The organism is Acinetobacter sp. ANC 4648, assembly GCF_002135345.1.
In the GTDB taxonomy this organism is placed as follows: Bacteria; Pseudomonadota; Gammaproteobacteria; order Pseudomonadales; family Moraxellaceae; genus Acinetobacter.
On record NZ_NEGI01000002.1, the window covers coordinates 257,330 to 283,277 of the forward strand.

23 protein-coding genes and 1 tRNA gene are annotated in these 25,948 nt (G+C 38.4%); 16 read left to right on the forward strand and 8 right to left on the reverse strand.

Annotation, left to right across the window (positions count from 1 at the left end):
* Positions 1–85: 85 nt before the first annotated feature.
* The 3 genes from B9T27_RS04310 (at position 86) to B9T27_RS04320 (ending at position 1,532) form a co-directional block, all read left to right on the forward strand.
* A complete protein-coding gene (locus B9T27_RS04310; protein WP_086205947.1) occupies positions 86–817 on the forward strand; it encodes a hypothetical protein in 732 nt (243 codons plus the stop codon).
* A 164-nt stretch (positions 818–981) separates the two neighbouring features.
* Positions 982–1,067: transfer RNA gene (locus B9T27_RS04315), tRNA-Leu, on the forward strand.
* A 93-nt stretch (positions 1,068–1,160) separates the two neighbouring features.
* Positions 1,161–1,532: a hypothetical protein gene (locus tag B9T27_RS04320; RefSeq protein WP_143222563.1), complete on the forward strand. Its 372-nt coding sequence runs from the start codon at positions 1,161–1,163 to the stop codon at positions 1,530–1,532.
* Between the two features lie 35 nt (positions 1,533–1,567).
* Here B9T27_RS04320 and B9T27_RS04325 read toward each other — a convergent pair whose 3' ends face one another.
* The 4 genes from B9T27_RS04325 to rlmE all read right to left on the reverse strand — a co-directional run bounded on the left by B9T27_RS04325 (position 1,568) and on the right by rlmE (position 6,165).
* Entirely contained in the window at positions 1,568–1,882 is a 315-nt protein-coding gene (locus tag B9T27_RS04325) for a DUF5713 family protein (RefSeq protein ID WP_086205620.1), read from the reverse strand.
* A gap of 617 nt (positions 1,883–2,499) precedes the next feature.
* Complete coding sequence (gene folP, locus B9T27_RS04330) at positions 2,500–3,351, reverse strand: dihydropteroate synthase (protein WP_086205621.1); 852 nt, start codon at positions 3,349–3,351, stop codon at positions 2,500–2,502.
* A gap of 125 nt (positions 3,352–3,476) precedes the next feature.
* Positions 3,477–5,375 (reverse strand): ATP-dependent zinc metalloprotease FtsH, encoded by a 1,899-nt coding sequence (gene ftsH, locus B9T27_RS04335; RefSeq protein ID WP_086205622.1) that lies wholly within the window; start codon positions 5,373–5,375, stop codon positions 3,477–3,479.
* Positions 5,376–5,514: 139 nt separating this feature from the next.
* Entirely contained in the window at positions 5,515–6,165 is a 651-nt protein-coding gene (gene rlmE / locus B9T27_RS04340) for a 23S rRNA (uridine(2552)-2'-O)-methyltransferase RlmE (protein ID WP_086203551.1), read from the reverse strand.
* Positions 6,166–6,362: 197 nt separating this feature from the next.
* Here rlmE and B9T27_RS04345 point away from each other — a divergent pair, with 197 nt between their 5' ends.
* The 7 genes from B9T27_RS04345 to B9T27_RS04375 all read left to right on the forward strand — a co-directional run bounded on the left by B9T27_RS04345 (position 6,363) and on the right by B9T27_RS04375 (position 14,173).
* Positions 6,363–6,686, forward strand: a complete 324-nt coding sequence (locus tag B9T27_RS04345) for a YhbY family RNA-binding protein (protein ID WP_086205623.1) — start codon at positions 6,363–6,365, stop codon at positions 6,684–6,686.
* Between the two features lie 36 nt (positions 6,687–6,722).
* Positions 6,723–7,262, forward strand: a complete 540-nt coding sequence (locus tag B9T27_RS04350; protein ID WP_086205624.1) for a DOMON-like domain-containing protein — start codon at positions 6,723–6,725, stop codon at positions 7,260–7,262.
* 380 nt (positions 7,263–7,642) lie between these two features.
* On the forward strand, positions 7,643–8,782 hold the full coding sequence (gene carA, locus B9T27_RS04355; RefSeq protein ID WP_086205625.1) for a glutamine-hydrolyzing carbamoyl-phosphate synthase small subunit: 1,140 nt from the start codon (positions 7,643–7,645) through the stop codon (positions 8,780–8,782).
* Between the two features lie 13 nt (positions 8,783–8,795).
* Positions 8,796–12,026, forward strand: coding sequence for a carbamoyl-phosphate synthase large subunit (gene carB / locus B9T27_RS04360; protein WP_086205626.1), 3,231 nt, complete (start codon positions 8,796–8,798; stop codon positions 12,024–12,026).
* A 94-nt stretch (positions 12,027–12,120) separates the two neighbouring features.
* A complete protein-coding gene (greA, locus tag B9T27_RS04365) occupies positions 12,121–12,597 on the forward strand; it encodes a transcription elongation factor GreA (RefSeq protein WP_086205627.1) in 477 nt (158 codons plus the stop codon).
* A 137-nt stretch (positions 12,598–12,734) separates the two neighbouring features.
* Positions 12,735–13,367 (forward strand): CatB-related O-acetyltransferase, encoded by a 633-nt coding sequence (locus tag B9T27_RS04370; RefSeq protein WP_086205628.1) that lies wholly within the window; start codon positions 12,735–12,737, stop codon positions 13,365–13,367.
* 359 nt (positions 13,368–13,726) lie between these two features.
* Positions 13,727–14,173: a universal stress protein gene (locus B9T27_RS04375; protein WP_086205629.1), complete on the forward strand. Its 447-nt coding sequence runs from the start codon at positions 13,727–13,729 to the stop codon at positions 14,171–14,173.
* A 100-nt stretch (positions 14,174–14,273) separates the two neighbouring features.
* Here the strand turns inward: B9T27_RS04375 and B9T27_RS04380 are convergent, their stop codons facing one another.
* Entirely contained in the window at positions 14,274–15,542 is a 1,269-nt protein-coding gene (locus B9T27_RS04380) for an MFS transporter (RefSeq protein ID WP_416224381.1), read from the reverse strand.
* Positions 15,543–15,687: 145 nt separating this feature from the next.
* Here B9T27_RS04380 and B9T27_RS04385 point away from each other — a divergent pair, with 145 nt between their 5' ends.
* The 4 genes from B9T27_RS04385 to B9T27_RS04400 all read left to right on the forward strand — a co-directional run bounded on the left by B9T27_RS04385 (position 15,688) and on the right by B9T27_RS04400 (position 18,746).
* On the forward strand, positions 15,688–16,314 hold the full coding sequence (locus B9T27_RS04385) for a 1-acyl-sn-glycerol-3-phosphate acyltransferase (protein ID WP_086205630.1): 627 nt from the start codon (positions 15,688–15,690) through the stop codon (positions 16,312–16,314).
* A gap of 59 nt (positions 16,315–16,373) precedes the next feature.
* Positions 16,374–17,291, forward strand: coding sequence for a patatin-like phospholipase family protein (locus B9T27_RS04390; RefSeq protein WP_086205631.1), 918 nt, complete (start codon positions 16,374–16,376; stop codon positions 17,289–17,291).
* Positions 17,292–17,399: 108 nt separating this feature from the next.
* On the forward strand, positions 17,400–17,864 hold the full coding sequence (locus B9T27_RS04395) for an NfeD family protein (protein ID WP_086205632.1): 465 nt from the start codon (positions 17,400–17,402) through the stop codon (positions 17,862–17,864).
* 27 nt (positions 17,865–17,891) lie between these two features.
* Entirely contained in the window at positions 17,892–18,746 is an 855-nt protein-coding gene (locus B9T27_RS04400) for an SPFH domain-containing protein (RefSeq protein ID WP_086205633.1), read from the forward strand.
* A gap of 296 nt (positions 18,747–19,042) precedes the next feature.
* Here the strand turns inward: B9T27_RS04400 and B9T27_RS04405 are convergent, their stop codons facing one another.
* Both B9T27_RS04405 and B9T27_RS04410 read right to left on the reverse strand, forming a co-directional pair.
* Positions 19,043–19,954 (reverse strand): polyprenyl synthetase family protein, encoded by a 912-nt coding sequence (locus B9T27_RS04405; protein WP_086205634.1) that lies wholly within the window; start codon positions 19,952–19,954, stop codon positions 19,043–19,045.
* A gap of 324 nt (positions 19,955–20,278) precedes the next feature.
* Positions 20,279–21,880, reverse strand: coding sequence for an isocitrate lyase (locus B9T27_RS04410; protein WP_086205635.1), 1,602 nt, complete (start codon positions 21,878–21,880; stop codon positions 20,279–20,281).
* A 643-nt stretch (positions 21,881–22,523) separates the two neighbouring features.
* Here B9T27_RS04410 and B9T27_RS04415 point away from each other — a divergent pair.
* Entirely contained in the window at positions 22,524–23,513 is a 990-nt protein-coding gene (locus B9T27_RS04415) for a LysR family transcriptional regulator (protein WP_086205636.1), read from the forward strand.
* Positions 23,514–23,650: 137 nt separating this feature from the next.
* Positions 23,651–24,976 carry a hemolysin family protein gene (locus tag B9T27_RS04420; RefSeq protein ID WP_086205637.1) on the forward strand — a complete coding sequence of 442 codons (1,326 nt, stop codon included), beginning with the start codon at positions 23,651–23,653 and terminating at the stop codon, positions 24,974–24,976.
* A 270-nt stretch (positions 24,977–25,246) separates the two neighbouring features.
* Here B9T27_RS04420 and B9T27_RS04425 read toward each other — a convergent pair whose 3' ends face one another.
* Positions 25,247–25,768: a hypothetical protein gene (locus B9T27_RS04425; protein WP_086205638.1), complete on the reverse strand. Its 522-nt coding sequence runs from the start codon at positions 25,766–25,768 to the stop codon at positions 25,247–25,249.
* Positions 25,769–25,948 lie beyond the last annotated feature (180 nt).

Below are 25,948 nucleotides of genomic sequence, written 5' to 3' on the forward strand. Positions count from 1 at the left end.
TTCCAGCTTTATGCTGGTTTTTTTATGCCTAAAATTTACCTCGCCTTTATATTATAATCCACTGCTACCCCTCGACTCCAAAACTATGCTCAATAACCAACAAGTTTCTCTTTATCTACAACAATTACAAACCCTACACCCTCAAGCATTTAAAAAAAATTATCTATTTTATAGCCAAATCAAAACCAAAGGCATGTTAAATGATCTCAAGGAGGCCATCCCTTGGGTACTTGCTGCGATGATTTTTATAAGCGCCTCCATAAGTCTAGGATTATATTTCAAGTCACACTTTCCTCAATGGGATGACTTTCAAACTAAAGGAGTTTCAGTATTAATTGTCATGCTTTTTTTTATGCTAATTGTTCCCATCATCATCAAACAAATCAAGCATAGCTCTACCCACCTATATCAGCAACTACGCCACACCCCCATTAAAATCGCCATATTGATTTTATTACAAGCCATGAATATTGCTTTTATCCAAAGCACACTTCTTCAAGGAGTATTATTTTTTCTAACACTCAGCTTTGGTTTCGTTAAGTTTTATAAAGAAAATATGTTCCGCGAAGAAACACAAAATATCGACTACTATAACTTGCAACAAGTTCGTCGTATTTGCCTTTGGTCATACAAACAAGCAATCAAAACTAAATTTAAATTAAAAACCTCCAAAAAAGGTACCGATCAATATAAAACCATTGAACAGCAATTCCGTTATTTTCTAGATTTACACCTTCAATTAATTCAATACGAAAACAAATTATGTAAAACCTACAAATTTATAGACTTAGATAGCTACATGGATAGCTTAATGTAAAAATACAAGCACGCCCTGTCCAACACTCAAAACAACAAGTTTGAACAGATAAAATACATTTAAACGTTTTTTTCACTCTCAAATGCATTAATTGCTTGAAAAGAAAGCAAATCAGCATAAATACTCTTGCCAAGATAAAATCTGTACTTTATTATTGCGCACATGCCCGAGTGGTGAAATCGGTAGACACAGGGGATTTAAAATCCCCCGCCCACAAAGCGTGCCAGTTCGAGTCTGGCCTCGGGCACCATTTTAATACTTCTTAAAATGGTGCAATAAAATTTCCAGCTTTATGCTGGTTTTTTTATGCCTACAAGAACCATATTGGGATAAAATCTATAAAATGAAAATAATTAAACAGATGCTCATTAGTACATCCATCTTACTACTCAGCTCACTTACTTTTGCCAATGACCCCATAGTAAATCAAAATACAGATGAAATAATCCACGATATTTTCCCTGGAACTATTATCACTGAAGATCAAAAATTAATTTTATATCGCTGCACTTCAGGCGGCTATCAATACCCACTGCATTTCAAGCATATAAAAGATGAACAACGGATTAGAGAGTTATTAAAACAGCATCCCCAATTTTGGTTAAATTTAAGCGCAATTCCTTTTCAAGAAAAAGGACGTTATCACTTAGTAGTAGATGCCATTTTTGATGAACATGTAGGTGAAAGTTGCCACCTAAAAGACGTATTACTGTAATTAGACGATTAATTTCAATAAAAAATAGAGAGTGACTACCACTCTCTATTTGACACCAGCTCTTCCATATCAATATCCATATAACCCTGATCTTGTACTACCATCATCATTGCTTCAATAATATAATCAGCAGCAGTACCATCTAAAGATGAATCAAGGTCTTCAAACTGTGGTTTCATTCCATTAATTTCAACCACAGTCGTACTCGCCAAATGATAGATTTCTCCATCAGATAAGCTTTTTTTTGCAAGTTTCTTTGCAAAGCGTTCAATAAGTTGCTTGACTTCAGCAACCAGAATATCGGGATAATATTCATCATCAAACATGGGGAGAAGTAGATCGTTAAACATATCAACCTAAAAACAGCACATCAATCAGCGAGCTTATATAACACAATACCTACAAAACAACAAACAGCTGTGTCTATTTTTTAGGTTTTACGATCCCACGCCCATCCATTTACTCCTTATTTATTCCGCACATAATTTTTGGTTTAATTGAATATCACAATCAAAAAATGCTGCCCTTAATTCAAATAAATCTACTGATCTGTACTTTTGACCTAATAATTCATATCGTAATTTTCAGCATGTAAAAAGCGTCGTAATTTCGCACAACTACCAGCATCAATATCAGCACCAAAAGTTAGAAATAAACTCACGGACAACATGCTTGATATTGATTTCAATTTTTCTATACTTTCAGCAAGCATTGAAACTAGTGTAAATATCGCTCAGCATCACCAAAGATGCTATCTAAGCAATATTTTATTCAAAAGCTTTCAAACAACCCCATCATTATTACATCACAGATGGATTTCCACGCTTGAACACGGGTACTTAATCGCTATTTTTTATTCTAAAAATCCTGATTTAAATCACCTTAGCATCTGGCTGCTTGTATTATCTCAAATTTTTACAACCACTAAGATGTGCGCTCAATTAAATATATAAGCACACTCCACACATTAAGCACTGCACATCGCATTCCAGATCTTAATCGCATCACTCATGGCTTTAACATCATGCACACGCACCATACAAGCTCCCTGCTGGATGCTCATTAAATGTGCTGCAACACTACCTACAGCTCGATGCTGAGCATCCGCACCACCCAAAGCCTCACCAATAAAGCGTTTCCGAGAAAGTGCCGAAAGTATCGGATACCCCATTGCGTTCAATTGATAAAACTCTTGTAATAATTTGAGGTTTTGCTGCGCATTTTTAGCAAAGCCAAAACCAGGATCAATCATAATATGTTCAGCCTTAACCCCTGCCTGTAATGCCTCATCAACACGTTGTGTTAATTCGTAAATCACATCCAAGGTTACATTTTGATATTGATCTAGATTATTCATCGTGGTTGGCTCACCACGCATATGCATAATAATGATGGGAATATCCAGCTCTGCCGCAGTTTTAAGCGCCTGTGGACGTGTTAACGCGCGCACATCATTCCAAATATGTGCTCCCGCTGCAACCGCCGCCCGAATCACTTGTGGCTCGGAGGTATCAATAGATAAGACCGCATCATATTTTGACAATGCTTCAACCACAGGTACAACACGACGGATCTCCTCTTCTATTGAGACAGGTGACGCACCCGGTCGAGTAGATTCACCACCAATATCAATAACTGTGGCACCATCAGCCATCATTTTTAACGCATGCTCAACCGCCTGTTCTTTACCATTATGTCGCCCACCATCACTAAATGAATCTGGCGTAACATTCAGAATACCCATAACATGCGGTGTAGATAAATCTAATTGTTGATGGCCACACTGTAAAATTTTATTTGGCAAAGATACTAAATGCATAACTCGCTCATCTCTAATGACATACCTACTATTTTAGCGTGTTCTGCTTATGCAGATCGATATTTCTCACCTTACTCTTTATTATTTCCATTGATAAAAAAACCACCCGAAGGTGGCTTTAAATTTTAAACTTTAGGTAAGGATGGTAATGGCGGCGGTGTTGATGGTCCCTCTGCAGGAACAACATCTACAATAGGATTTTCAGCCACATATACTTTAGGTGGTTGCGGTTCACGACCTTCCATGATGTCACGGATTTGGTCACGATCAATCGTTTCCCATTCTAATAATGCTTTCACCATCGCATGTGCGATATCTTTGTTATTTTCCAAGATATCACGTGCAACTTTATATTGTTCATCCAAAATACGACGTACTTCTTGATCAATTTGCTGTTGCGTCGCTTCAGAAATTGTACGACTACCTATGCTTCCCATAAATGATTGCTGAGATTCATCCTCATAAACCATCACACCCATTTTGTCTGACATACCGTATTTAGTGACCATCGCACGTGCCATTTTAGTTGCACGCTCAAAGTCATTTGAAGCACCGGTCGAAATTCGATTAATGAAAATTTCTTCCGCAATACGACCACCAAACAAAATTGAAAGCTCATTCAACATCTTGTCTTTATAATGGCTGGTTTGGTCATGTTCAGGTAACTGCCAAGTCACACCCAATGCCCAACCGCGTGGCATGATCGTAACTTTATGAACTGGATCTGTACCTGGTAGTGTTTCAGCGACAATTGCATGACCTGCCTCATGGTAGGCCGTAGCACGACGTTCTTCTTCACGAATCACCATCGATTTACGTTCCGGCCCCATGTACAACTTATCTTTAGCATCTTCAAAATCATGCATATCAACGGTATTCTTGTTACGGCGAGCAGCAAATAATGCAGCTTCATTCACAAGATTAGCCAACTCCGCACCTGAAAAACCGGGTGTACCACGTGCCAATACTTTAACATCAACACCTGTTACTGAAGGTAATTTCTTCATGTGAACATTCAAAATCTGCTCACGTCCTTTAATATCAGGTAAGCTAACCATCACTTGACGGTCAAAACGGCCCGGACGAAGTAAGGCTTTATCAAGTACATCTGCACGGTTAGTTGCAGCAACAACAATAATTCCTTCATTACCTTCAAAACCATCCATTTCTACCAGCATTTGATTTAGCGTTTGTTCACGCTCATCATGACCACCACCTGTACCCGAACCACGATGGCGACCCACTGCATCAATCTCATCAATAAAGATGATACACGGTGCATGGCGCTTGGCTTGTTCGAACATGTCACGGACACGCGATGCACCCACACCCACAAACATTTCAACAAAATCAGAACCAGAAATACTAAAGAATGGAACTTTTGCTTCACCAGCAATGGCCTTCGCAAGCAAAGTTTTACCCGTTCCCGGAGGACCGACCATCAATACGCCTTTAGGAATACTTGCACCTAAACGTTTAAATTTTGCAGGATCCTTTAAGAAATCAACAATTTCAACAACTTCTTGTTTGGCTTCATCACAGCCAGCAACATCAGCAAAAGTGACCTTAATTTGATCTTCAGACAACATTTTGGCTTTTGATTTACCAAAACTCATTGGTCCGTTTTTACCACCTGCTCCGCCGCCCATATTACGCATAAAGAACATGAACAGAAGAATAATTAATAATACAGGGAAGCTTGCAATAAGAAGCTGCATCAATAAACCTTGACGCTGTGGAGCAGTACCTTCAACGATGACATTATTTTTTGTCAAACTTGGCATAAGTTGAGGGTCTTCTATCGCAGGACGAACACTTTCAAACTTAGTACCATTGGTTTTTTCACCGCTGATTTGCAGACCATCAATTGTAACTTGCTTCACTTGACCAGCATTAACAGCTGCCACGAATGCTGAATAGTTCATCGCATCGGGTTTGTCGCGGTCACTGATGTTACTGAAAATAAGAATCAGCACACCTAGGATCACGAGCCACAATACGGCATTTTTGAAGATATCGCTCAAAGCTTTATTCCCATATCAATCTAATTTGATCATGCCCAATAGCGGGTGACCCTAACCAAAAGCGAGTAAATGAATTCGCAATAAATAAATCTTAAAAAAGTACAAAATGCACAATTTTTAAGAGCTTGGCAAGTAAACTTTAACGTAAAGCTTTTTTACGCCCCTGTCCAATTAAGAACACTTCTTTTGAACGGGCACGTGAAGCCAATGGTTTTGATGTTTTCAAAACATCAAAGCTATCAACAACCTGCTTACGGAACTCATCAAAACCGATTCCTTGGAAAACTTTTACCACAAATTGCCCTTTTGGTCCTAGAACCTTATTGGCAAAATCTAATGCAAGCTCACACAAGTAAATTTGACGCGGTTGATCTACTGCCTTGTTACCTGATGTATTGGGGGCCATATCTGAAATTACAACGTCTACTTGGCGTCCATCTAAAAGATTTAACAATTTTTCGAAAACTTCTTCTTCACGGAAGTCACCTTGTAAGAAAGTTACATCAGTCAAAGCATCCATTTCTAAAATATCTGATGCAATCAATAAACCCTTAGAACCCACCAATTTACCAGCAATTTGCGACCAACTTCCTGGTGCAGCACCTAAATCAACTACAGTCATTCCCGGTTTAATAATTTTATATTTTTCTTGCATTTCAAGTAGTTTATAAGCCGCACGCGCACGATAACCTTCCTTCTGTGCTTTTTTCACATAAGGATCGTCTAAGTGCTCTCTCATCCAATCACGACTACTTTTAGATAACTTTGGGTTGGTGATGCGTGTAGCCATAACTCTCAATTTACTAATTAACGTCTAATCTCTGATTGTACGTGAAATTCTTTTATGATGCAGTATTCATCTGTATCTAAATACACTCTTCTCTACATGTTTTTTCAAATCACCTTTATTGATTATTTCTACAGAATTTACAGCGCTGAGAGTTGAGCTTTGCTATACTGAGTCGTTTTTAAAATTAGGTTATCTTTATGGCGGCTTTATCTATTCAAGAACGTAAACGTTTACGTCAAATCGGACATGCACTCAGCCCTGTAGTCATGCTTGGCGGACAAGGTTTAACTGAAAGTGTCGTTGAAGAAACAAATCGTGCTTTGAATGATCACGAACTGATTAAGGTTAAAATCGCAGGCGAAGATCGTGATGCACGTGTTGCTTCAATTACTGAAATTGCTCAAGTTACTGGTTCAGAAGTTGTTCAAACCATTGGTAAAATCGCTTTGCTTTATAAAAAAGCAGCAAAACAAAATCCAAAACTGTCTAATCTTGTTCGTCATGCAAATGTTGCAAAATAACAAGTTTACTCACTAGACAACTTTGAAGATTATTTTATGGCAAGTTATGACCTGAATCCTTTTGATCGTCGCTTTCAATCGATTTCTTTAGTTGCAGCAATTGAACAGCAAAGCCCATGCAGCTTAAATGTGGCTTTTTGGTTAAGCGATCCAAATCAATTGATTCAATATCCTGAATTAGTCAATTCACATCCGCGTCAGGATTATCTGTGGGAACAGACTTGCTTTGAAATTTTCATTGGTGTTCAAGGTGAAGATTATTATCGTGAAGTAAATCTCTCCCCTTCACAAGCTTGGCAAGTATACCAGTTTGAAGAATATCGTTATCCTGAAAGCATGCCACCCCAGCTTGCTTCTGATATTGATCTCAATCATTTAAAACGTACCCATTATGGTTTAAATGTTAGTTTAGATTTAACTGAGTTTATGGTTGCACACAAACTTAAATGGGAAAATTTGTTTATTGGCTTAACTGCCGTTTTAAAGTTAGAAAATGTGAATCAGTACTATGCCATGCAGCATAGTAGTCCACAGGCTGATTTCCACAATAAACGTGATTGGTTACATCAGTGTTAACACTTATTTAATATTTCAAAAGTGAGGATAACACCTCACTTTTTTATTGTTTGGTAAAATATATTTTTCCCTTGCTCACTTATTCCACTGCATATCAAACAGATACCCCAAAAATATGATTTCAATAAAAATATGTATTTGAAATTTTAGTCAATTCCAAAATCCTTGATTTTTTTAAAAACACATCTTTCACAAAAAACAAGACAATAAACTGACATATTTTTGGTGATTTACGTGGACTTTTGACCCTTTCATGCGTATAATTCAGTGTTAAGTTACAAGCGAGCAGACCAAGGGAGGCGTATCTTTTCAATAAAGATAAACCATCCTTTTTTTATGTCTACTCGCTTTTTTAAAGCCTAAAATTCAGGAGCTTTGGTTTGAGCATCCCCGCCATTTTAGCCCTCGCTGATGGAACGATCTTTAAAGGTACGTCTATCGGAGCATCGGGTTGTACGACTGGTGAAGTCGTTTTTAATACAGCAATGACTGGTTATCAAGAAATTTTGACCGATCCGAGTTATGCACAACAACTGGTGACGTTAACTTACCCGCACATTGGTAATACAGGTTGTAATGAAGAAGATACTGAGTCAGGTCGAATTCATAAAGTTTGGGCTAACGGTTTAATCATTCGTGATTTACCTTTATTGCACAGTAACTTCCGTGCTACGCAATCTTTAGGTGACTACTTAAAACAACATAATGTTGTTGCCATTGCAGATATTGATACACGTAAACTCACACGTATTCTGCGCGACAAAGGTGCACAAAACGGTTGTATTCTTGCGGGTAAAAATATCACTGCAGAAGATGCATTAGCAAAAGCACGTGCATTTGGTGGCTTGAATGGTTTAGACCTTGCCAAAGAGTGCTGCGACCCTGAAGGTTATGAATGGACTGAAGGTTCATGGACACTTGGGCAAGGTTTTACTCAACCTGAACTTAAATTTCATGTTGTTGCATACGATTACGGTGTCAAAACCAACATCTTACGTATGCTCGCTGACCGTGGCTGTAAACTCACTGTCGTTCCAGCTCAAACGCCTGCAGAACAAGTTCTTGCATTGAATCCAGACGGTATCTTCTTATCGAACGGCCCTGGCGATCCATCTGCATGTGACTATGCGATTGAAGCTGTAAAAACCATTATTGAAACAACTTCTATTCCAGTATTTGGAATTTGTTTAGGTCATCAGATTCTTGCGCTCGCTTCAGGTGCTAAAACCATGAAGATGAGTCATGGTCATCATGGCGCCAACCATCCTGTACAAAACATCGAAGATGGCACAGTGATGATTACTTCTCAGAACCATGGCTTCGCTGTAGATGCGGATACATTGCCAGCAACATTAAAAGTGACACATAAGTCATTATTTGATGGAACGAACCAAGGTATTCATCGCACAGACAAACCAGTATTCAGCTTCCAAGGTCACCCTGAAGCGAACCCTGGCCCACATGACTGTGCCCCATTATTCGATCATTTCATCGAACTTATTGAAGCATCTAAGAAGTAATTGAGGAGCGATCATGGCTAAGCGTACAGACATTAAAAGCATCTTAATTATTGGTGCAGGCCCGATTGTCATCGGTCAAGCATGTGAGTTCGATTACTCAGGTGCACAAGCATGTAAAGCACTTCGTGAAGAAGGTTATCGCGTTATTTTAGTGAACTCTAACCCAGCCACTATTATGACCGATCCAACCATGGCAGATGCGACGTATATCGAACCGATTACTTGGCAGACTGTTGCACAAATTATTGAAAAAGAACGCCCAGATGCGGTTTTACCGACCATGGGTGGTCAAACTGCATTGAACTGTGCTCTTGAATTAGATAAGCACGGTATCTTAGAAAAATTCAATGTTGAATTGATCGGTGCGAGTAAAGATGCCATTGAAATGGCGGAAGACCGTAAATTGTTTGATGATGCGATGCGTCGTATTGGTCTTGAATGTCCACGTGCTGCTGTTGCAAGCACTATGGAAGAAGCATTTGAGATTCAAGCAAAACTCGGCTTCCCTTCTATTATCCGCCCATCATTCACCATGGGTGGTTCAGGCGGTGGTATCGCTTATAACCGTGATGAGTTCATTGAGATCTGTGAACGCGGTTTTGACCTTTCTCCGACGCATCAATTATTGATTGATGAATCGTTGATTGGCTGGAAAGAATATGAGATGGAAGTTGTTCGTGATAAAAATGACAACTGTATCATCGTCTGTACCATTGAAAACTTTGACCCAATGGGTGTACACACGGGTGACTCGATCACCGTGGCTCCTGCACAAACATTAACGGACAAAGAATTCCAATTATTACGTAATGCATCTTTAGCGGTGCTTCGTGAAATTGGTGTAGAAACTGGTGGTTCGAACGTTCAATTCGGTATTAACCCGAAAGACGGCCGCATGGTTGTGATTGAGATGAATCCACGTGTATCACGTTCATCTGCACTCGCATCTAAAGCCACAGGCTTCCCAATTGCGCGTATCGCAGCGAAACTGGCTGTGGGTTATACCCTTGATGAATTGAAAAATGACATCACTGGTGGCATCACTCCTGCATCATTCGAACCAGCAATTGATTATGTTGTGACCAAAATTCCTCGTTTCAACTTCGAGAAATTCCCACAAGCTGATGCAGTTTTAACTACACAGATGAAATCTGTGGGTGAAGTCATGGCCATTGGTCGTAACTTCCAAGAGTCTATGCAAAAAGCACTTCGTGGTCTTGAAGTTGGCGTATGCGGCTTTGATGAGCAAATTGAAGTTGGTGCTGAAGGTGCGAAAGATAAAATCTTACAAGAGCTTAAAGTTCCAGGTCCAGATCGCATTTGGTATATCGCTGATGCATTCCGTCATGGCTTCAGTTTAGATGAAGTATTTGCTGCAACCAATATTGATCGTTGGTTCTTAATTCAAATTGAAGACATTGTTAAGACTGAAGAACAAGTTAAAACTTTGGGCTTCGGTGATTTGAATACAGATAATATCCGTTCGTTCAAACGCAAAGGTTTATCTGATCTCCGCATTGCAAACTTGATGGGCATTTCACAAAAACAATTCCGTAAGCAACGTTGGAACTTGGGTGTTTACCCAGTGTACAAACGTGTGGATACTTGTGCAGCTGAATTTGAATCAGATACAGCGTACATGTATTCAACTTATGATGAGGAATGTGAAGCCAACCCATCGACCAAAGACAAAATCATGGTCATTGGTGGTGGTCCTAACCGTATTGGTCAAGGTATCGAATTCGATTATTGCTGTGTTCATGCTGCACTTGCAATGCGTGAAGACGGTTATGAAACCATCATGGTGAACTGTAACCCTGAAACGGTTTCTACAGATTATGATACTTCGGATCGTTTGTACTTCGAACCAATTACATTGGAAGATGTGTTAGAAATCGTACGTATTGAGAAACCAAAAGGTATTATCGTACAGTACGGTGGTCAAACACCGTTAAAATTGGCGCGTGCTTTGGAAGAAGCTGGTGCACCAATTATCGGGACATCACCTGATGCGATTGACCGTGCAGAAGATCGTGAACGTTTCCAGCAAATGATTCAACGTCTACAACTTCGTCAACCAAACAACAGCATTGTAAAATCTGCTGAAGAAGGCATGGCTGAAGCATCTAAAGTTGGTTATCCACTGGTTGTTCGTCCATCTTATGTATTGGGTGGCCGTGCGATGGAAATCGTCTATAACGACGACGAACTGAAACGCTACTTACGTGATGCAGTTCAAGCATCGAATGAAGCACCAGTATTGCTTGACCGTTTCCTTGATGATGCCATTGAAGTTGACGTAGACTGCGTATCTGACGGTAAAGACGTTGTGATCGGTGGGATCATGCAGCATATTGAACAAGCGGGTATTCACTCAGGTGACTCAGCATGTTCCATTCCTCCTTATTCTTTATCTAAAGATGTTCAGGATGAAATGCGTCGTCAAACTGTCGCTATGGCAAAAGAGCTTGGCGTTATTGGTTTGATGAACGTTCAGTTTGCGGTAAAAGGAACTGACGTTTACATCTTAGAAGTGAATCCACGTGCATCACGTACCGTACCATTCGTTTCTAAATGTATTGGTGAATCTTTAGCGAAAGTTGCTGCACGTTGTATGGCGGGTCAATCTTTAGAATCTCAAGGATTCACAAAAGAAATTATTCCGACTCACTTTGCAGTAAAAGAAGCCGTATTCCCATTCAGTAAATTCCCAGGTGTTGACCCAATTCTTGGACCAGAGATGAAATCTACTGGTGAAGTTATGGGCGTTGGTAAATCTTTTGGTGAAGCATTCTACAAAGCTGTGTTAGGCTCGAATGATCGCTTACCAGGTAAGCCAACTGAAGGCGAAGTGAAACATGCATTTATTTCAGTCCGTGATTCAGATAAACCGCATGTTGCACGCATTGCTCAACAGCTTGTAGATTATGGCTTCAAACTGGTCGCAACCAGTGGTACGCATAACGTGATTACCGAAGCAGGTATTGAGTGTGAACGAGTTAATAAAGTCACTGAAGGTCGTCCACATATTGTAGACCGCTTGAAAAATGGCGAGATTCACCTCATTATCAATACTTCTGAAGGTAAACAGGCTCAGCAAGATTCGTTCTCGATTCGTCGCTCTGCACTTCAAGGTAAAGTGTATTACACTACAACCCTGAATGGTGCTGATGCTGTATGCCAAGCTTTAGCAATTAAATTGCCAATGGATGTATACCGCTTGCAAGACCTTACTAAAGGTTAATTAAGTTCCGATAAGTCCCGTCACCTATCGGTGGCGGGATTTTTTTCATTTTTAATCCGTATTTTTTAATACATAACAACTGTGAGGGACAACAATGAAACGTTATCCTATGACGCCTGAAGGCAAAATTGCCCTAGAGAAAGAATTACAACAGTTAAAGTCTGTTGACCGTCCACGTATCATTGCAGCAATTGCTGAAGCACGTGAACATGGGGACTTGAAAGAAAATGCGGAATATCATGCTGCTCGTGAGCAACAAGGTTTCTGTGAAGGCCGTATCCAAGATATCGAAGGTAAATTGGGTGCAGTTCAAGAGATTGATATTAAAAGCCTTGAACAAAATGGTCGTGTGGTTTTCGGTGTAACAGTAACCATTGAAAATCTAGAGACTGAAGAACAAAAAACGTATAAGATTGTTGGCGATGATGAAGCTGACTTTAAGATTAATAAGATTTCTGTGAATTCACCTATTGCTCGTGGTCTTTTAGGTAAAAGCGAAGGCGACGAAGTAAAAATCACAACACCTCAAGGTGAAGTGGAATACGAAATCGTGAAAGTTGCTTATCTTTAATTTTTAAAGATTAAATACTTGTTAAGCCCCTCTATGTAGGGGTTTTTCTTTTTATAGTCATTGCCTTTTGATCATCTAAAATAAATAAATTTTTTTCAGCTATAATAAGCACACCCTTTTACCTGCTGTATTTTCCCATGGATCAACTGATTAATTCTCCAGTTAAACATTGGTGCGAATTTGAATTTATTACAAAAACTGTTAAAAATCCAAATATCCATATTCAAGGGAATTATAGTTATTATTCAGCTTATTGGGATCAAGGATTTGAGCGCTGCGTAGTGCGTTATCTACATGACAAACCTACAAGTACCGAAAAGCCAATTGACCAACTACATATTGGTAATTTCGTCTGTTTTGGTGCTGAATGCGTAATTATGATGGGTGGCAATCAATTACATCGCCCAGATTGGATTTCTACGTTTCCTTTTGATACTCGCAGTTTTGTACTTGCGGGTGATACCACAATTGAAGATGGTTGCTGGATTGGCAGCCGTGCTATGATTATGCAAGGGGTCACATTAGGTGAAGGCTGTGTAGTTGCAACGGGTGCCGTCGTCACTAAAAATGTTCCTGCCTATAGCGTGGTCGGTGGGGTTCCAGCCAAAATTATTAAATATCGCTTCCCTGCTGAACAAATAAAACAGCTACTTTCACTTAAACTTTATGACCTAAATGAAAAGCAAATTTTAAAAATGCGTGAGCAATTGCAGACCAATGATGTGGATAGCTTGATTGAATACATGAAACAGATTAAACCTTCCATTTAACCATGCACAAACCTATGCAATTTAAAAAAATATTTCTTTTAACTTTAAAATAACATCATCACGGTATGCTGTATTACCCGAATCATCGATCAAAAAATAAAACATACAAATAACTCTAATTTTTATAAGTAACTTTAAAAAACGCTTACTCGACTTTAGTTCAATAAAGAGTATTTATTCATCAACTCTATGTTAGTTTCAATATGCATCAGCACAAATTTATATCTATTATCCATACAAAATGACTGGGTTTTATTTATATATAATAAAGATTATGATCAAAGAGTAAACTGTAAGCCGTCCTAATCTTTACTCACTATACAGTTTCATTTTTTGTAAAAAAATAAGGAGAAATATACGTGACTTATCAAAATATTCTAGTGCCTGTTGACGGTTCAGAAAACTCACTCAATGTGATAAAACCAGTAATAGAGTTAGCAAAAACTTTTAACAGTAAAGTCACTGTTGTTCAAGTCATGACACTTGACCCCTATATTGCAGCAGAATATATGGTCAGCGGCCCGAGCAATCAGCTGATTGAACGTGCAAGAAACTTTATTCAGGCAAATCTAGACACTGCAAAAGAAAAATTTGCTGCGGAAGGCTTAGACGTTGAAACTAAACTTATAGAAGGTGAAAGTATTTCACGTACCATTGCCAAATCTGCTGAAGAGTTAGGCAGTGATTTAGTGGTTATTAGCTCTCATGGTCGAAGCGGATTTAAAAAGTTTATTATGGGAAGCGTGGCGCAAAGCTTATTAACCGAAATCCAAATACCGATCCTTGTGATCAAACAACCAAACTGACCTATCGTATTTCAAAATAAATAAATGCTCAAACTAAAATCAGGCTATTTTTAGTCTCTTGTTTTAGTTTGAGCTCGAATTCATAAGCTTAAACAACACATTAAAAAATCTGATCTAAACTGCGCTTCCAAACCCAAATTGGAACTAAACAGAGTATTCCAATAAAAACGATCAAGCTTAAATAATATTGATAACCCAATAAGTCGCCAACAACTCCACTAACTATATACAATACACCACCTAACATAGCCATAATCGACACCTGAAAGGTAAAGTCAGTACCCGCATACTTTTTACGACTGTATTGCATAACAATCGTCAAAATCACGACCAATAACATCGCAGAGAATAGATCTTCACAGGCATTAATCAAATAAATCCACCAAGGTTGAATTGTGACTTTATTTTCAAATAAATATGCCAACCAAACAAAGCCCAGCAGACTGACTATTTTTAAAATTGAAAATAGTAACAATGCATTTCTACGTTGCACATATTTGAGCATATAACTTGCGATGCCCGCTCCACATAAAGCAGCAAATGCACCCAACATAGTGACATAAATTCCAATTTGCGATAGCGATAAACCTAAATCAACCAATAATGGTTTAATGATTGGACCTGATAAACCATCAATAATTTTTATCGTGCACAAAATGATGAACCACCACAGCATGCTTTTTGAGTGCAAAAAATAAGTTATATAATGTTTAATCTGCTGAATCCACGATTGCGGATCTATAGCCTGAAACTGCTTTGCTTGTATACGCTCGTGTTGAGGTTCTTTATAAAAATAAATTGGAACAGTATTGATCAAGACAATACCCGCAAGAATCAAAAATGTTGCTTGCCAATTCAACCAGTCCATCGCCCACAGTATTGCCCCACCACCCACAATAAAACCTAAGCGAGAACCGATTACTTGGAACATATTACCCCAATGTTGTTGCTCACCCGTCAAGATACTCACCGCAAGCCCATCCGTAGCAATGTCTTGAGTTGCACCAATAGCATTCATACACAGTAAAGCAATAAAGAACATGCCTAGGTAAAGAGGTTGATTTAAGGCTTGAATTGGTAAAAAAGACAATATAATGAGAATTATCACGCTCAATAATTGAGTTGGTAAAATCCAACTTCGATAATGACCAATATTTTTATGTCCACGCTGATCAATCCACGGTGCCCATAAAATTTTAATCGCCCAAGGTGCCATTAATAAACCAAAACCACCAATTTGAGCTAAAGATACCCCTTGATAACGTAAAATTACCGGTAATGCATGGGTCATAAAGCCCACTGGTAAGCCTTGTGCCCAATATAAAGAAAAGAGTAATAGATACAATTTTGGCGCTGTCGATATCATCATTTTAATTTGTGTTTATTCATTCAGACTTTACAAAACATCTCCTCTAAAGTTATATATAGAAAAAGAGACCATATTTAAATTTTGCTCATCATCAATCCTGAGCAAGATTTAACTTTTAAAACCATTGAGTAGCCCTATAAAAACAATGACATCGAACTTTCCAATCCTACCCGAGCAAGTTCCACAACGTGGAAGTCTTGTAAGCCGTTATTTTTTTAGAAATCTCTATCTTGCACAAGGCTGGGGATTTGAGGGTGAATTCCCAAATATCCCTAAAGCGGTTGCAATCATATCACCACATACTTCATATTTTGATGGTTTTTATGCTTTTTTAGCAATGTTAGGAGTTGGAATTCAGGTCACCATTTTAGGTAAAGACAGTTTATTTAAAACCCCTCTTAAGTCTTTCTTCAAATGGATTGGTGTAATTCCAGTACAGCGAGACTCGCCTCATGGTTTAACACAACAAGTAATTGATATTATTCATGCTAGAAATAAAATCTGGATTGCACTTGCTCCTGAAGGCACCCGAAAAAGTGCAGAAAAAATTAAAAGTGGTTTTTATCATATCGCGTATGGTGCACACATTCCGATAGTCATGTTTGCATTTGATTATGATCATAAAATTATCCGTTGCTTAGGTGTGATATACCCGACTGGAAATTATGAAAAAGATTTAGGCGAAATTTTATCGCATTATGAGGGTCAATTCTCTCCCAAAATTTCAGCACGTTTGGCCAAACCGTTACAAAAACTTTTTAAAAAACGCTAGAAAATTAAGCAGCAATCTGTTGTCATGTGCGCATATTTTTGCTTTAAAGATGTACACAAATGCGATTTAAACAACTTGGATTCATAGGCCTCCTCGGTCTTGCCTTAGTTGGATGTGACAAAACAGTCAAAACACCGCCCCAAACGACAACCATTAAAGCCCGAGAGCCGATTATTGCAATTGCCTTAGGTGGCGGTGGCGCAAAAGGCTTTGCACATATTGGTGTGTTAAAAGTTTTAGAATCTCACGGGATTAAACCGAAGATTGTGACAGGTACCAGTGCGGGAAGTTTTGTCGGCAGTATTTATGCCAGCGGTAAAACACCGTATCAATTGCAACAAATTGCACAGCAACTAAAAGAATCTGACATTCGTGATTTAACTTTGAATAGCCAAGGCTTTATCTTAGGACAAAAGTTACAAGATTATGTCAACCTAAATGTTGCAAATAAACCGATTGAGAAATTCCCGATTCGTTTTGCAGCAGTTGCAACCCGTTTAGAAACGGGTAAAAAAGCAGACTTTATTAAAGGCAATGCCGGACAAGCTGTTCGTGCGTCTTGTAGTATTCCCAATGTCTTTGTGCCGACCAGTATTGGTCAAGCAAAATATGTAGATGGTGGATTGGTTAGCCCAATTCCTGTTCAAACAGCTAAAGATATGGGTGCAGATATTGTGATTGCAGTAGATATTTCTGCACGACCATCGGGTAGCCAACCCATAAACATGTGGGGCTTGCTCGATCAAACCATTAACATTATGGGTCAACAAAGTATTCAAAATGAACTAAGACAAGCCACGATTGTGATTCAACCGAAAGTTGGACATTTAGGCACGCTAGATCTCAAAGCCAGCAACCAAGCTGTCTTAGAAGGTGAAAAAGCCGCTCAAATCAAAATCATTGCGATTCAGACTGCAATTAATAATTTCAAAAAATCACCAGCTGCATTTAAACCAGCTCCACCCGCGAAGTTCTAATTGAAAACATGAGAAAAATCACGTTTTCATATTCAGATGAGCTCTGATCTGCTACATTGATATAGATGACCTGTCTTCTATATCAATGATAATGACAAGAGTAGATGTATGAACTTTATTTTTGAACCGTGGCATTGGTTTGTTTTGGGCATTCTGCTCATGTTATCTGAATTAATCCTACCTGCATTTGCTGCATTATGGTTTGGTATTGCCGCCATCATTGTCAGTATTCTGCTGTGGCTCATTCCAAGCATGAGTTTTACTGTTCAAATTATCTGTTGGATTATTCTATCCATCGTCTGTACCGTTGCTTGGTTTAAGTGGATTAAGCCACTCTCTATAGATAAAACGAAAGCAGGCTTACCACGTGAAGCCACCATCGGGCAGACAGGCATGGTCATTCAGACAGGTTTAGCCCATGATCAAATTCGTGTGCGCTTTCCTATTCCATTATTAGGCTCAGATGAATGGAATTGCCGTACGCTGGCTCCAGTACAAGTGGGTGATCGCGTCCGTGTTACTGATATTTTAGGTAATGATCTTGTGGTACAACCACATTCTACTGCACTATAAATAAATCAAAGAAAAGAGGTACAAAAAATGGGTTTTGGTTCAATTGTTGTTTTAGCACTATTCGTGTTTGTAGCTGTGACAATTTTTAAAGGCGTTCGTATTGTACCGCAGGGTTATAAATGGATCGTACAACGCTTAGGAAAATATCATACTACACTTACCCCAGGCCTAAGTTTTGTCATCCCTTATGTCGATGAAGTGGCATATAAAGTCACCACTAAAGACATTGTATTAGATATTCCATCACAAGAAGTGATTACCCGAGATAACGCGGTATTACTCATGAATGCAGTGGCTTATATTAATTTGACCACACCTGAAAAAGCGGTTTACGGTATTGAAAACTACACGTGGGCAATTCAGAATTTGATACAAACTTCACTACGCTCTATTGTGGGTGAAATGGACTTAGATGATGCCTTATCTTCACGAGATCATATCAAAGCTAAATTAAAAGCAGCCATTTCAGATGATATTTCAGATTGGGGAATCACCCTGAAAACAGTTGAAATTCAAGATATTACTCCATCAAGCACCATGCAATCTGCAATGGAAGCTCAAGCTGCTGCAGAACGTCAACGTCGTGCTACGGTTAGCCGTGCAGATGGCGAAAAACAAGCGGCAATTTTAGAAGCAGATGGTCGTTTAGAAGCATCTCGCCGTGATGCTGAAGCTCAAGTCATTTTGGCAGAAGCATCGCAAAAGTCGATTGAAATGATTAGCTCTGCTGTCGGTGACAAAGAAGTTCCCGTCGCATATTTACTGGGCGAACAATATGTAAAAGCCATGCAAGATATGGCTAAATCAAATAATGCCAAAACTGTGGTATTACCAGCAGATATTATGAATACGATTCGTGGCGTCATGGGTCGTAATCACTAAATAAATTGAAATCGATTTAATAAGAAATTGATTTAAATTATCAAAACAGACAGTGTTTAATCACTGTCTGTTTTTTATACTTAATACATTATTCTTTAATTATATTTAACCTATATTTTTTTGCAAATAGATACTCAAATCCTACTCTTCACGTTTAATTATTTTTATTTTATTTCACTCGATAAAAATAATCGAATAGAAGTAGATTAAGCATTTTTAAATAACGAACTCTATGTCAAAACAAATTATAAAGATAAAAAAGGAGCTAAATAGCCCCTTATTGATTACTAAAAAATTTAGCTTTTACGAGATAATAAAAATTGTGAAATTTGATTTAAATCAAATGCATTTCCACCAAAATAATCTAATGCTTCAAAAGCTTGATCATGTAATTGTTGTGCATAGACTTTGGCATGCTCCAAACCCATTAATGCAGGATAGGTCGATTTATCCACTTGCTCATCTTTGCCTGCGGTTTTACCTAAAACTTCCGTGTCTGAAATAACATCTAAAATATCATCTTGTACTTGGAAAGCTAAACCAATCGCTTGGCCGTATTGACGCAATTTCGGAATCGCATGATCCGTCCCTTCAAAAACAGTCACAGCAGCCATCATAATCGCCGCCTGAATAAGTGCACCAGTTTTATTACGATGTATTCTTTCAAGATGTTCTTGATCTACACGTTGACCTTCTGCTTGTAAATCAAGTACCTGACCACAGACCATTTTTGAACTTGCTGTTGCTAAAATCTGCATTTGCTTTAATACAATCGGTGCAGCAACAGAGCTAGCTTGATCAAACAAACGACTACCCAAGACTTCAAAAGCCATCGACTGCAATATATCACCTGCGAGTAATGCCGTATCTTCACCAAAAGCAACATGACATGTCGGCTGGCCACGACGCAATAAATCATTGTCCATGCAAGGTAAGTCATCATGTGCCAGTGAATAACAGTGAATCAACTCAACCGCTACTGCTGCACGACGTACTGCTGCATGATTGGACTTATCTGTGCTTAAACTTGCAGTTGCATAACATAAAGCAGGACGAATACGCTTTCCCCCTAACATGACCGTGTGAAAAACAGCGGCTTTTAACGGTTCAGGTAAAGAAAAAGCTACTAATGCTGCTTCTAAATCTTGTTGAATACGTTGCTGTGCCTGTTGCAGAATCTCTGCATTCACATTCGGAATTGATGTCACTTTTGCCTCGAATTTTCAGCTTGGTCGTGTGTAATCACACACATTTTTAATGTGCACTATTCTACAATGAATAGAGATAACTCTCATCTATTTAATTTATACAACGCTTTTAAATAATGACCTTATTCTAAAGTACTGATGGATTCAACGCTTACTCGCCTTAAATGAGAAAACATAGCGATATCACAATGCTATTCTAGCTCCCCTCCTCTAATTATCAAAACTCAATTAAAATCTGATAATAAATAGTTATAAAATTCAACTTTTCTCTCGCCATAAAAAAACCCTGCTTACGCAGGGTTTTTTCTGAATTACTCGGAAGGATTAACCACCGAATTGGTTCATAGTATTTTTAGAGTCATCACCAGCTTTCAATGCATTGTCGCCAGCGAAGATTTCTTTGTGATCATCACCGATGTCAGAACCAGCCATTGCTTGGTGTTTAACACATGCGATACCACCACGGATTTCTTTACGTTGTACGCCAGCAACATAAGCAAGCATACCTTGGTCGCCGAAGTAACCTTGTGCAAGCTCATGTGTAGAAAGAGCAGCAGTATGGTAAGTCGGAAGTGTAATCAAGTGATGGAACACACCCGCTTCACGAGAAGCATCTGCTTGGAATGTACGAACTTTTTCATCAGCATCTTGCGCTAACTCAGTCGCATCATACTCAGCGCTCATCAATTTAGCACGATCGTAAGCAGAAACATCTTTACCTTCAGCAACAAAACGGTCATAAGACTGTTGGCGGAAGTTTAAAGTCCAGTTGAATGATGGGCTGTTATTATAAACAAGCTTAGCATTTGGAACTGATTCACGTACACGGTTAACCATGTGAGCGATTTCTTCAACGTTTGGCGTTGCAGTTTCGATCCAAAGTAAGTCAGCACCATTTTCTAAGCTAGATACACAGTCAAGTACTACACGGTCAATTTGCGTGTCAGCACGGAACTGATACAAGCCAGAAGCTAAACGTTTAGGACGGTGTAATTTACCATCACGTTTAATCAAAATTTCATCTTCTTGTGCATCAGCAATATCAATTTCAGAAGTTTCTAAGAAACTAATGTACTGAGAAGCAATGTCACCTGGCTCTTTAACCACTGGGATTTTTTGAGTCAAGTCAGCGCCTTCAGAGTCAGTACGCGCAACAATAATACCGTCTTCTACGCCCATTTCTAAGAATGCATAACGTAATGCATGGATCTTAGAGATAAAGTCTTCATGCGGAACAGTTACTTTACCAGCTTGGTGACCACATTGTTTTGCATCAGATACTTGGTTTTCGATTTGAAGTGCACATGCACCTGCTTCGATCATTTTTTTAGCAAGTAAATAAGTTGCTTCTTCGTTACCAAAACCAGCATCGATGTCTGCAATTATTGGTACAACGTGAGTTTGGAAACCATCGATTTGTGCAGTGATTTCAGCAGCTTTAGCTGTATCGCCTGCTTCGTTTGCTTTTTTAAGTGCGCGGAACAAATCGTTTAATTCTTTTGCATCAGCTTGACGAAGGAAAGTATAAATCTCACCGATCAACGCAGATACTGAAGTTTTTTCGTGCATAGATTGGTCAGGTAATGGACCGAATTCTGAACGAAGTGCAGCAACCATCCAACCAGAAAGGTAGATGTAACGCTTGTCGGTTGTACCGAAGTATTTTTTGTTGGCAATCATTTTTTGTTGTGCGATGAAACCGTGCCAGCAACCTAAAGATTGAGTGTATTTGCTAGAGTCAGCATCATACTCAGCCATATCACGACGCATAATAGCAGCGGTATATTTAGCAATATCTAAACCAGTTTTGAATTGATTCTGCATTTGCATACGCGCAGCATCTTCTGGGCTAATATCGCGCCAAGTGCTGCCGAATTTTGCTTTTAATTCACGGATTGCATCTACTGCTGTTTGATATTGAGTCATGATATTTCCTGTAATAATATTAGGATTTCATCAGTTGAAGGACTAAATCTTCTCACTATTTATTTGTTCAGATTTAGAGCACTTCGTTGTTATAGACACAGCTTAGTTGGAGTCAAATAATTAATCCAATAGTCTGCGTTAATTTTCGGTATTTATTTAAAAAATATATAGATTAAAGTCGTATTATAATTATATTAAAAAAATATAAGAAACTGTTTTTTAAACACTTATTCAAATAAAAGCCACACTACAATTGTATATCAAACCATCATTTTGTTTACTTTAACAATATTAGACTTAAGTCTCAGGCTATGTTGCACTATTTTATCTTTACAGATTTTGGGTCTATTTCAGCTCATTTTGACGCTTTATATCTATACTCAAACCGCCCTGTTTTCAAATATTGATATGGTTTTAAGTGCTAATCTTGTGAATTTCACTCCAACCCAATCAATATCTATATAAATTAAAGCAGATAAAAAACAGCCTAAACTTTCCATATAATTTGCCTAACTCATTTATATAAAAAATTAGCTTTATATTTGCATAGTTATGCTGTTTTTTTCAGCAGTTTTATACACTTCACTTAGTGCTTATGGCATAATCACTATAATTTCTTGATTTTATCTTCGGTATTTTTTTTATGAATCTGGAACGGGTCGATCTCAACCTACTCATCTATCTCGATGTACTTTTACGTGAAAAAAATGTAACCCGTGCAGCAGAACAGCTGGGTGTAACCCAACCAGCAATGAGTAATATTTTACGTCGTTTACGTAATTTATTTAATGATCCGCTTCTAATTCGTTCTTCCGAAGGTATGACTCCAACAGAACGCGCGCTAGAATTACAACCACGGATTCGCGATACACTCGCTGATTTATCGATGATTCTGGAACCACGGACTGAGTTTCGCCCTTATACATCGAACCGCGTTTTCCGCATCATGACCTCGGATTATGCCGAAGCCACTTTAGTACCTCGTCTAGTAAAAGCCTTACGTTCAGAAGCACCCAATGTGGTTCTTGACTTTTTAACGCCAAGTGATGTGTCCTACCGTGACATGGAACAAGGCAAAGTTGATTTGGCAATTAATCGTTTCAATGAAATTCCACAAAGTTTCCATCAAGTTTTAGTTTGGCGTGACAGTTTCTCTTGTCTACTCAACAACAAACACCCAGCAGCACCAAACCTGAATCTCAAAAGCTACTTAGATGCACAGCATATTTGGGTTTCAAAGACTGGTATGGGCGTTGGTTTTGGAGTCAATCCAGAGAAACAAGCTGGTTTAGGTTGGATTGATCAAGCTTTAGAACGAATTGGCCAAAAACGTAAAATTTCAGTCTTTACCCGTCATTATCAAATGCCAGCACTGTTGGCTTCGAATGTTGATTTAATTGCTACACTTCCTAGTCGAATTGCACGCTTACAATCCAACAATCAAAACCTACTTATTAAAGATCCACCATTTTACATTCCTGAGTTTGAGTTAAAGATGGCTTGGTGCCCATTATTGCACCACCACCCTGCACATCGTTGGTTACGTCAGCTAATTCTCTATGTAGCACGCCAAATGGTTGAAGAAGAAAATCGTGAATTTTTAACCAATAATTCGCACTTTTCTAAATTTTAAGCCTATTTTTTCAATATTTGTCTTAATCTCTTCCTATTTCAAGCTTATACTTCTCTTTTAGGTAGTGGATTTATTCACTACCTAGACGATTTTTGTGTTAAAAATATTTCATAATAATGACAAATTACAGGTGATACGTGAGTCTCTTCCAGAATATCCTGATCATTGTTATATTAATTGCAGGTGCAGGTTTTTTATCTTTAACCGAAATTGCCTTTGCAGGTGCACGTAAAGTTAAACTTAAAATCTTAGCGGAAGCCGGTGATGATCGTGCTCAAAAAGTATTAGACCTACAAGCGCAGTCTGCTAATTTTTTTGCAGCCTCCCAAATTGGTCTGAATGCTATTGCCATCTTAGGTGGTATCCTTGGGGAGGCTGCTTTTCGTCCTTATTTTGTCACACTCATTGATCGCGTCTATGTCGGTCCTTGGACGGATAGCATTGGTTTCGCGCTTTCTTTCACCTTAGTGACCTCATTATTTATTTTATTTGCCGATCTTATGCCGAAACGTTTGGCGATGATTGCACCTGAAAAAATTGCAGTTGCAGTTATTAATCCCATTCAGGTTTTCATCGTCATTTGTAAACCTTTGGCTTGGGTTATTAATGCCATTGCGAATATGCTATTTAGACTCTTTAAGGTCAATACTATTCGTGATGACAACATTACATTTGCAGATATTTCAGCGGTGATGGATGCTGGTGCACAAGCTGGGGTACTGCAAAAACAAGAACATCACTTTATTGAAAATGTATTTGAACTAGAAGAACGGAATGTTCCATCAAGTATGACCACTCGTGAAAATGTGGTCTACTTTACCTTAAAAGAATCAGAAGCCAGTATTCGTCAAAAATTAGCGGAATATCCCTATTCAAAGTTTTTAGTATGCAGTGAAAATATTGATGATGTGATTGGTTATATTGATGCCAAAGACATCTTAGTCCGTATTTTGAACAATCAGTCTTTATTGCAATTGAATGAAAATACTATTCGTACCGTTCTCACCATTCCTGATAGCTTAACTCTGTCCGAATTATTAGATCGGTTCCGCTCTACCAGAGAAAAATTTGCAGTCGTCATTAATGAATATGCGTTGGTGGTAGGTGTAATTACGCTATCAGACATCATGATTACCGTCATGGGTGATTGGGTCATTCCAATAGAAGCAGATCAGCAAATTTTTAAACGTGACAATAATTCATGGTTGATTGAAGGCAGTACTCCAATCGAAGACATGAAACATGCCTTAGAAATTGATGAAATGCCAGATGAAGAAAACTATGAAACACTGGCGGGTTTTATGATGGTGCAACTTCGAAAAATTCCACGCCCAGCAGATAGCGTGATTTTTGGGGGGTATAAATTTGAAGTGGTCGATGTCGATCATTTTAAAATTGACCAACTACTGGTTACTCGTTTACTCGAAAGACCAGAAGAACCAGTAAGCAATCCCGAAGAATAAAATACACTGCTAGAAAAAATTCGTATATTTAACTATCTAATGCCTATCTTCGCGATGGGCTTTTTTAGCCTAAACTCAAACTTATCTATTTTATCAAAATAATATTCGCCTTAGTTTTTAGGATCGGCTACAGTTCAATTATGCCTCTATACTTTTAATATGAATGCTTAGAAATAATTACCTCTTGAGACTATTTTATAAAAAGCCATATACTATTCAATATATGGCTCAAATTTAAAACATAAAAAAGCACCTTTCGGTGCTTTTTTATTAAGACTTATTTCTACCATGCAGCGAAATAAGTTGATCTAAAGTTGCCTGGTAATGAATTGAAATATCATCTGCTAAGATATTATAAGCATTATCGAACTGCACCATTGGCCAGCCTTCTTTCCAGAATGGAAAAATGTTGTGTAAACCTTCATTCACAATCGCATCTTCACGGCTAATCGCCTGAGCAACCTGAGATAGCACCTGTGCAGTTTCGGCACCATCAATCGCAAGATAATCAATCCCACGTACTTTCAAAATACGAATACGGTCTTTCTTATAACGGATTTTTTTAGCTTGGCCTTCATTCAAACCCAATGCAAGCGAAACCGCTTCAACAAATTTGGTTTCAAAACTTGTGTGCAATGCCACCAAAGCTTGTTTATGTGCTTCTTGGCGACCTGCTTTACCACCATTACGGATAATCTCTTTTGCTTCAACATCAAGCTCATCGTCTTTCATGGACTGTAAAATGTCTAAAATTTCGATATCGCTTAAAGATTCAGGAGATTGCTCAGTCATGGGAGTCCTTGTACAAAAATATAAAGGACTATTGTCGCATAAAAGTTACATCAAAGCAGAACAAAAATGAAGATTGAATTTGCATATTCAACATTTAATGCCTTGTCTACATACCCACAATTTTAATCATCAACTGTATTTTGCTAAGCTAAGCTTTGCAGATTTTTTAATTGAGAAAAT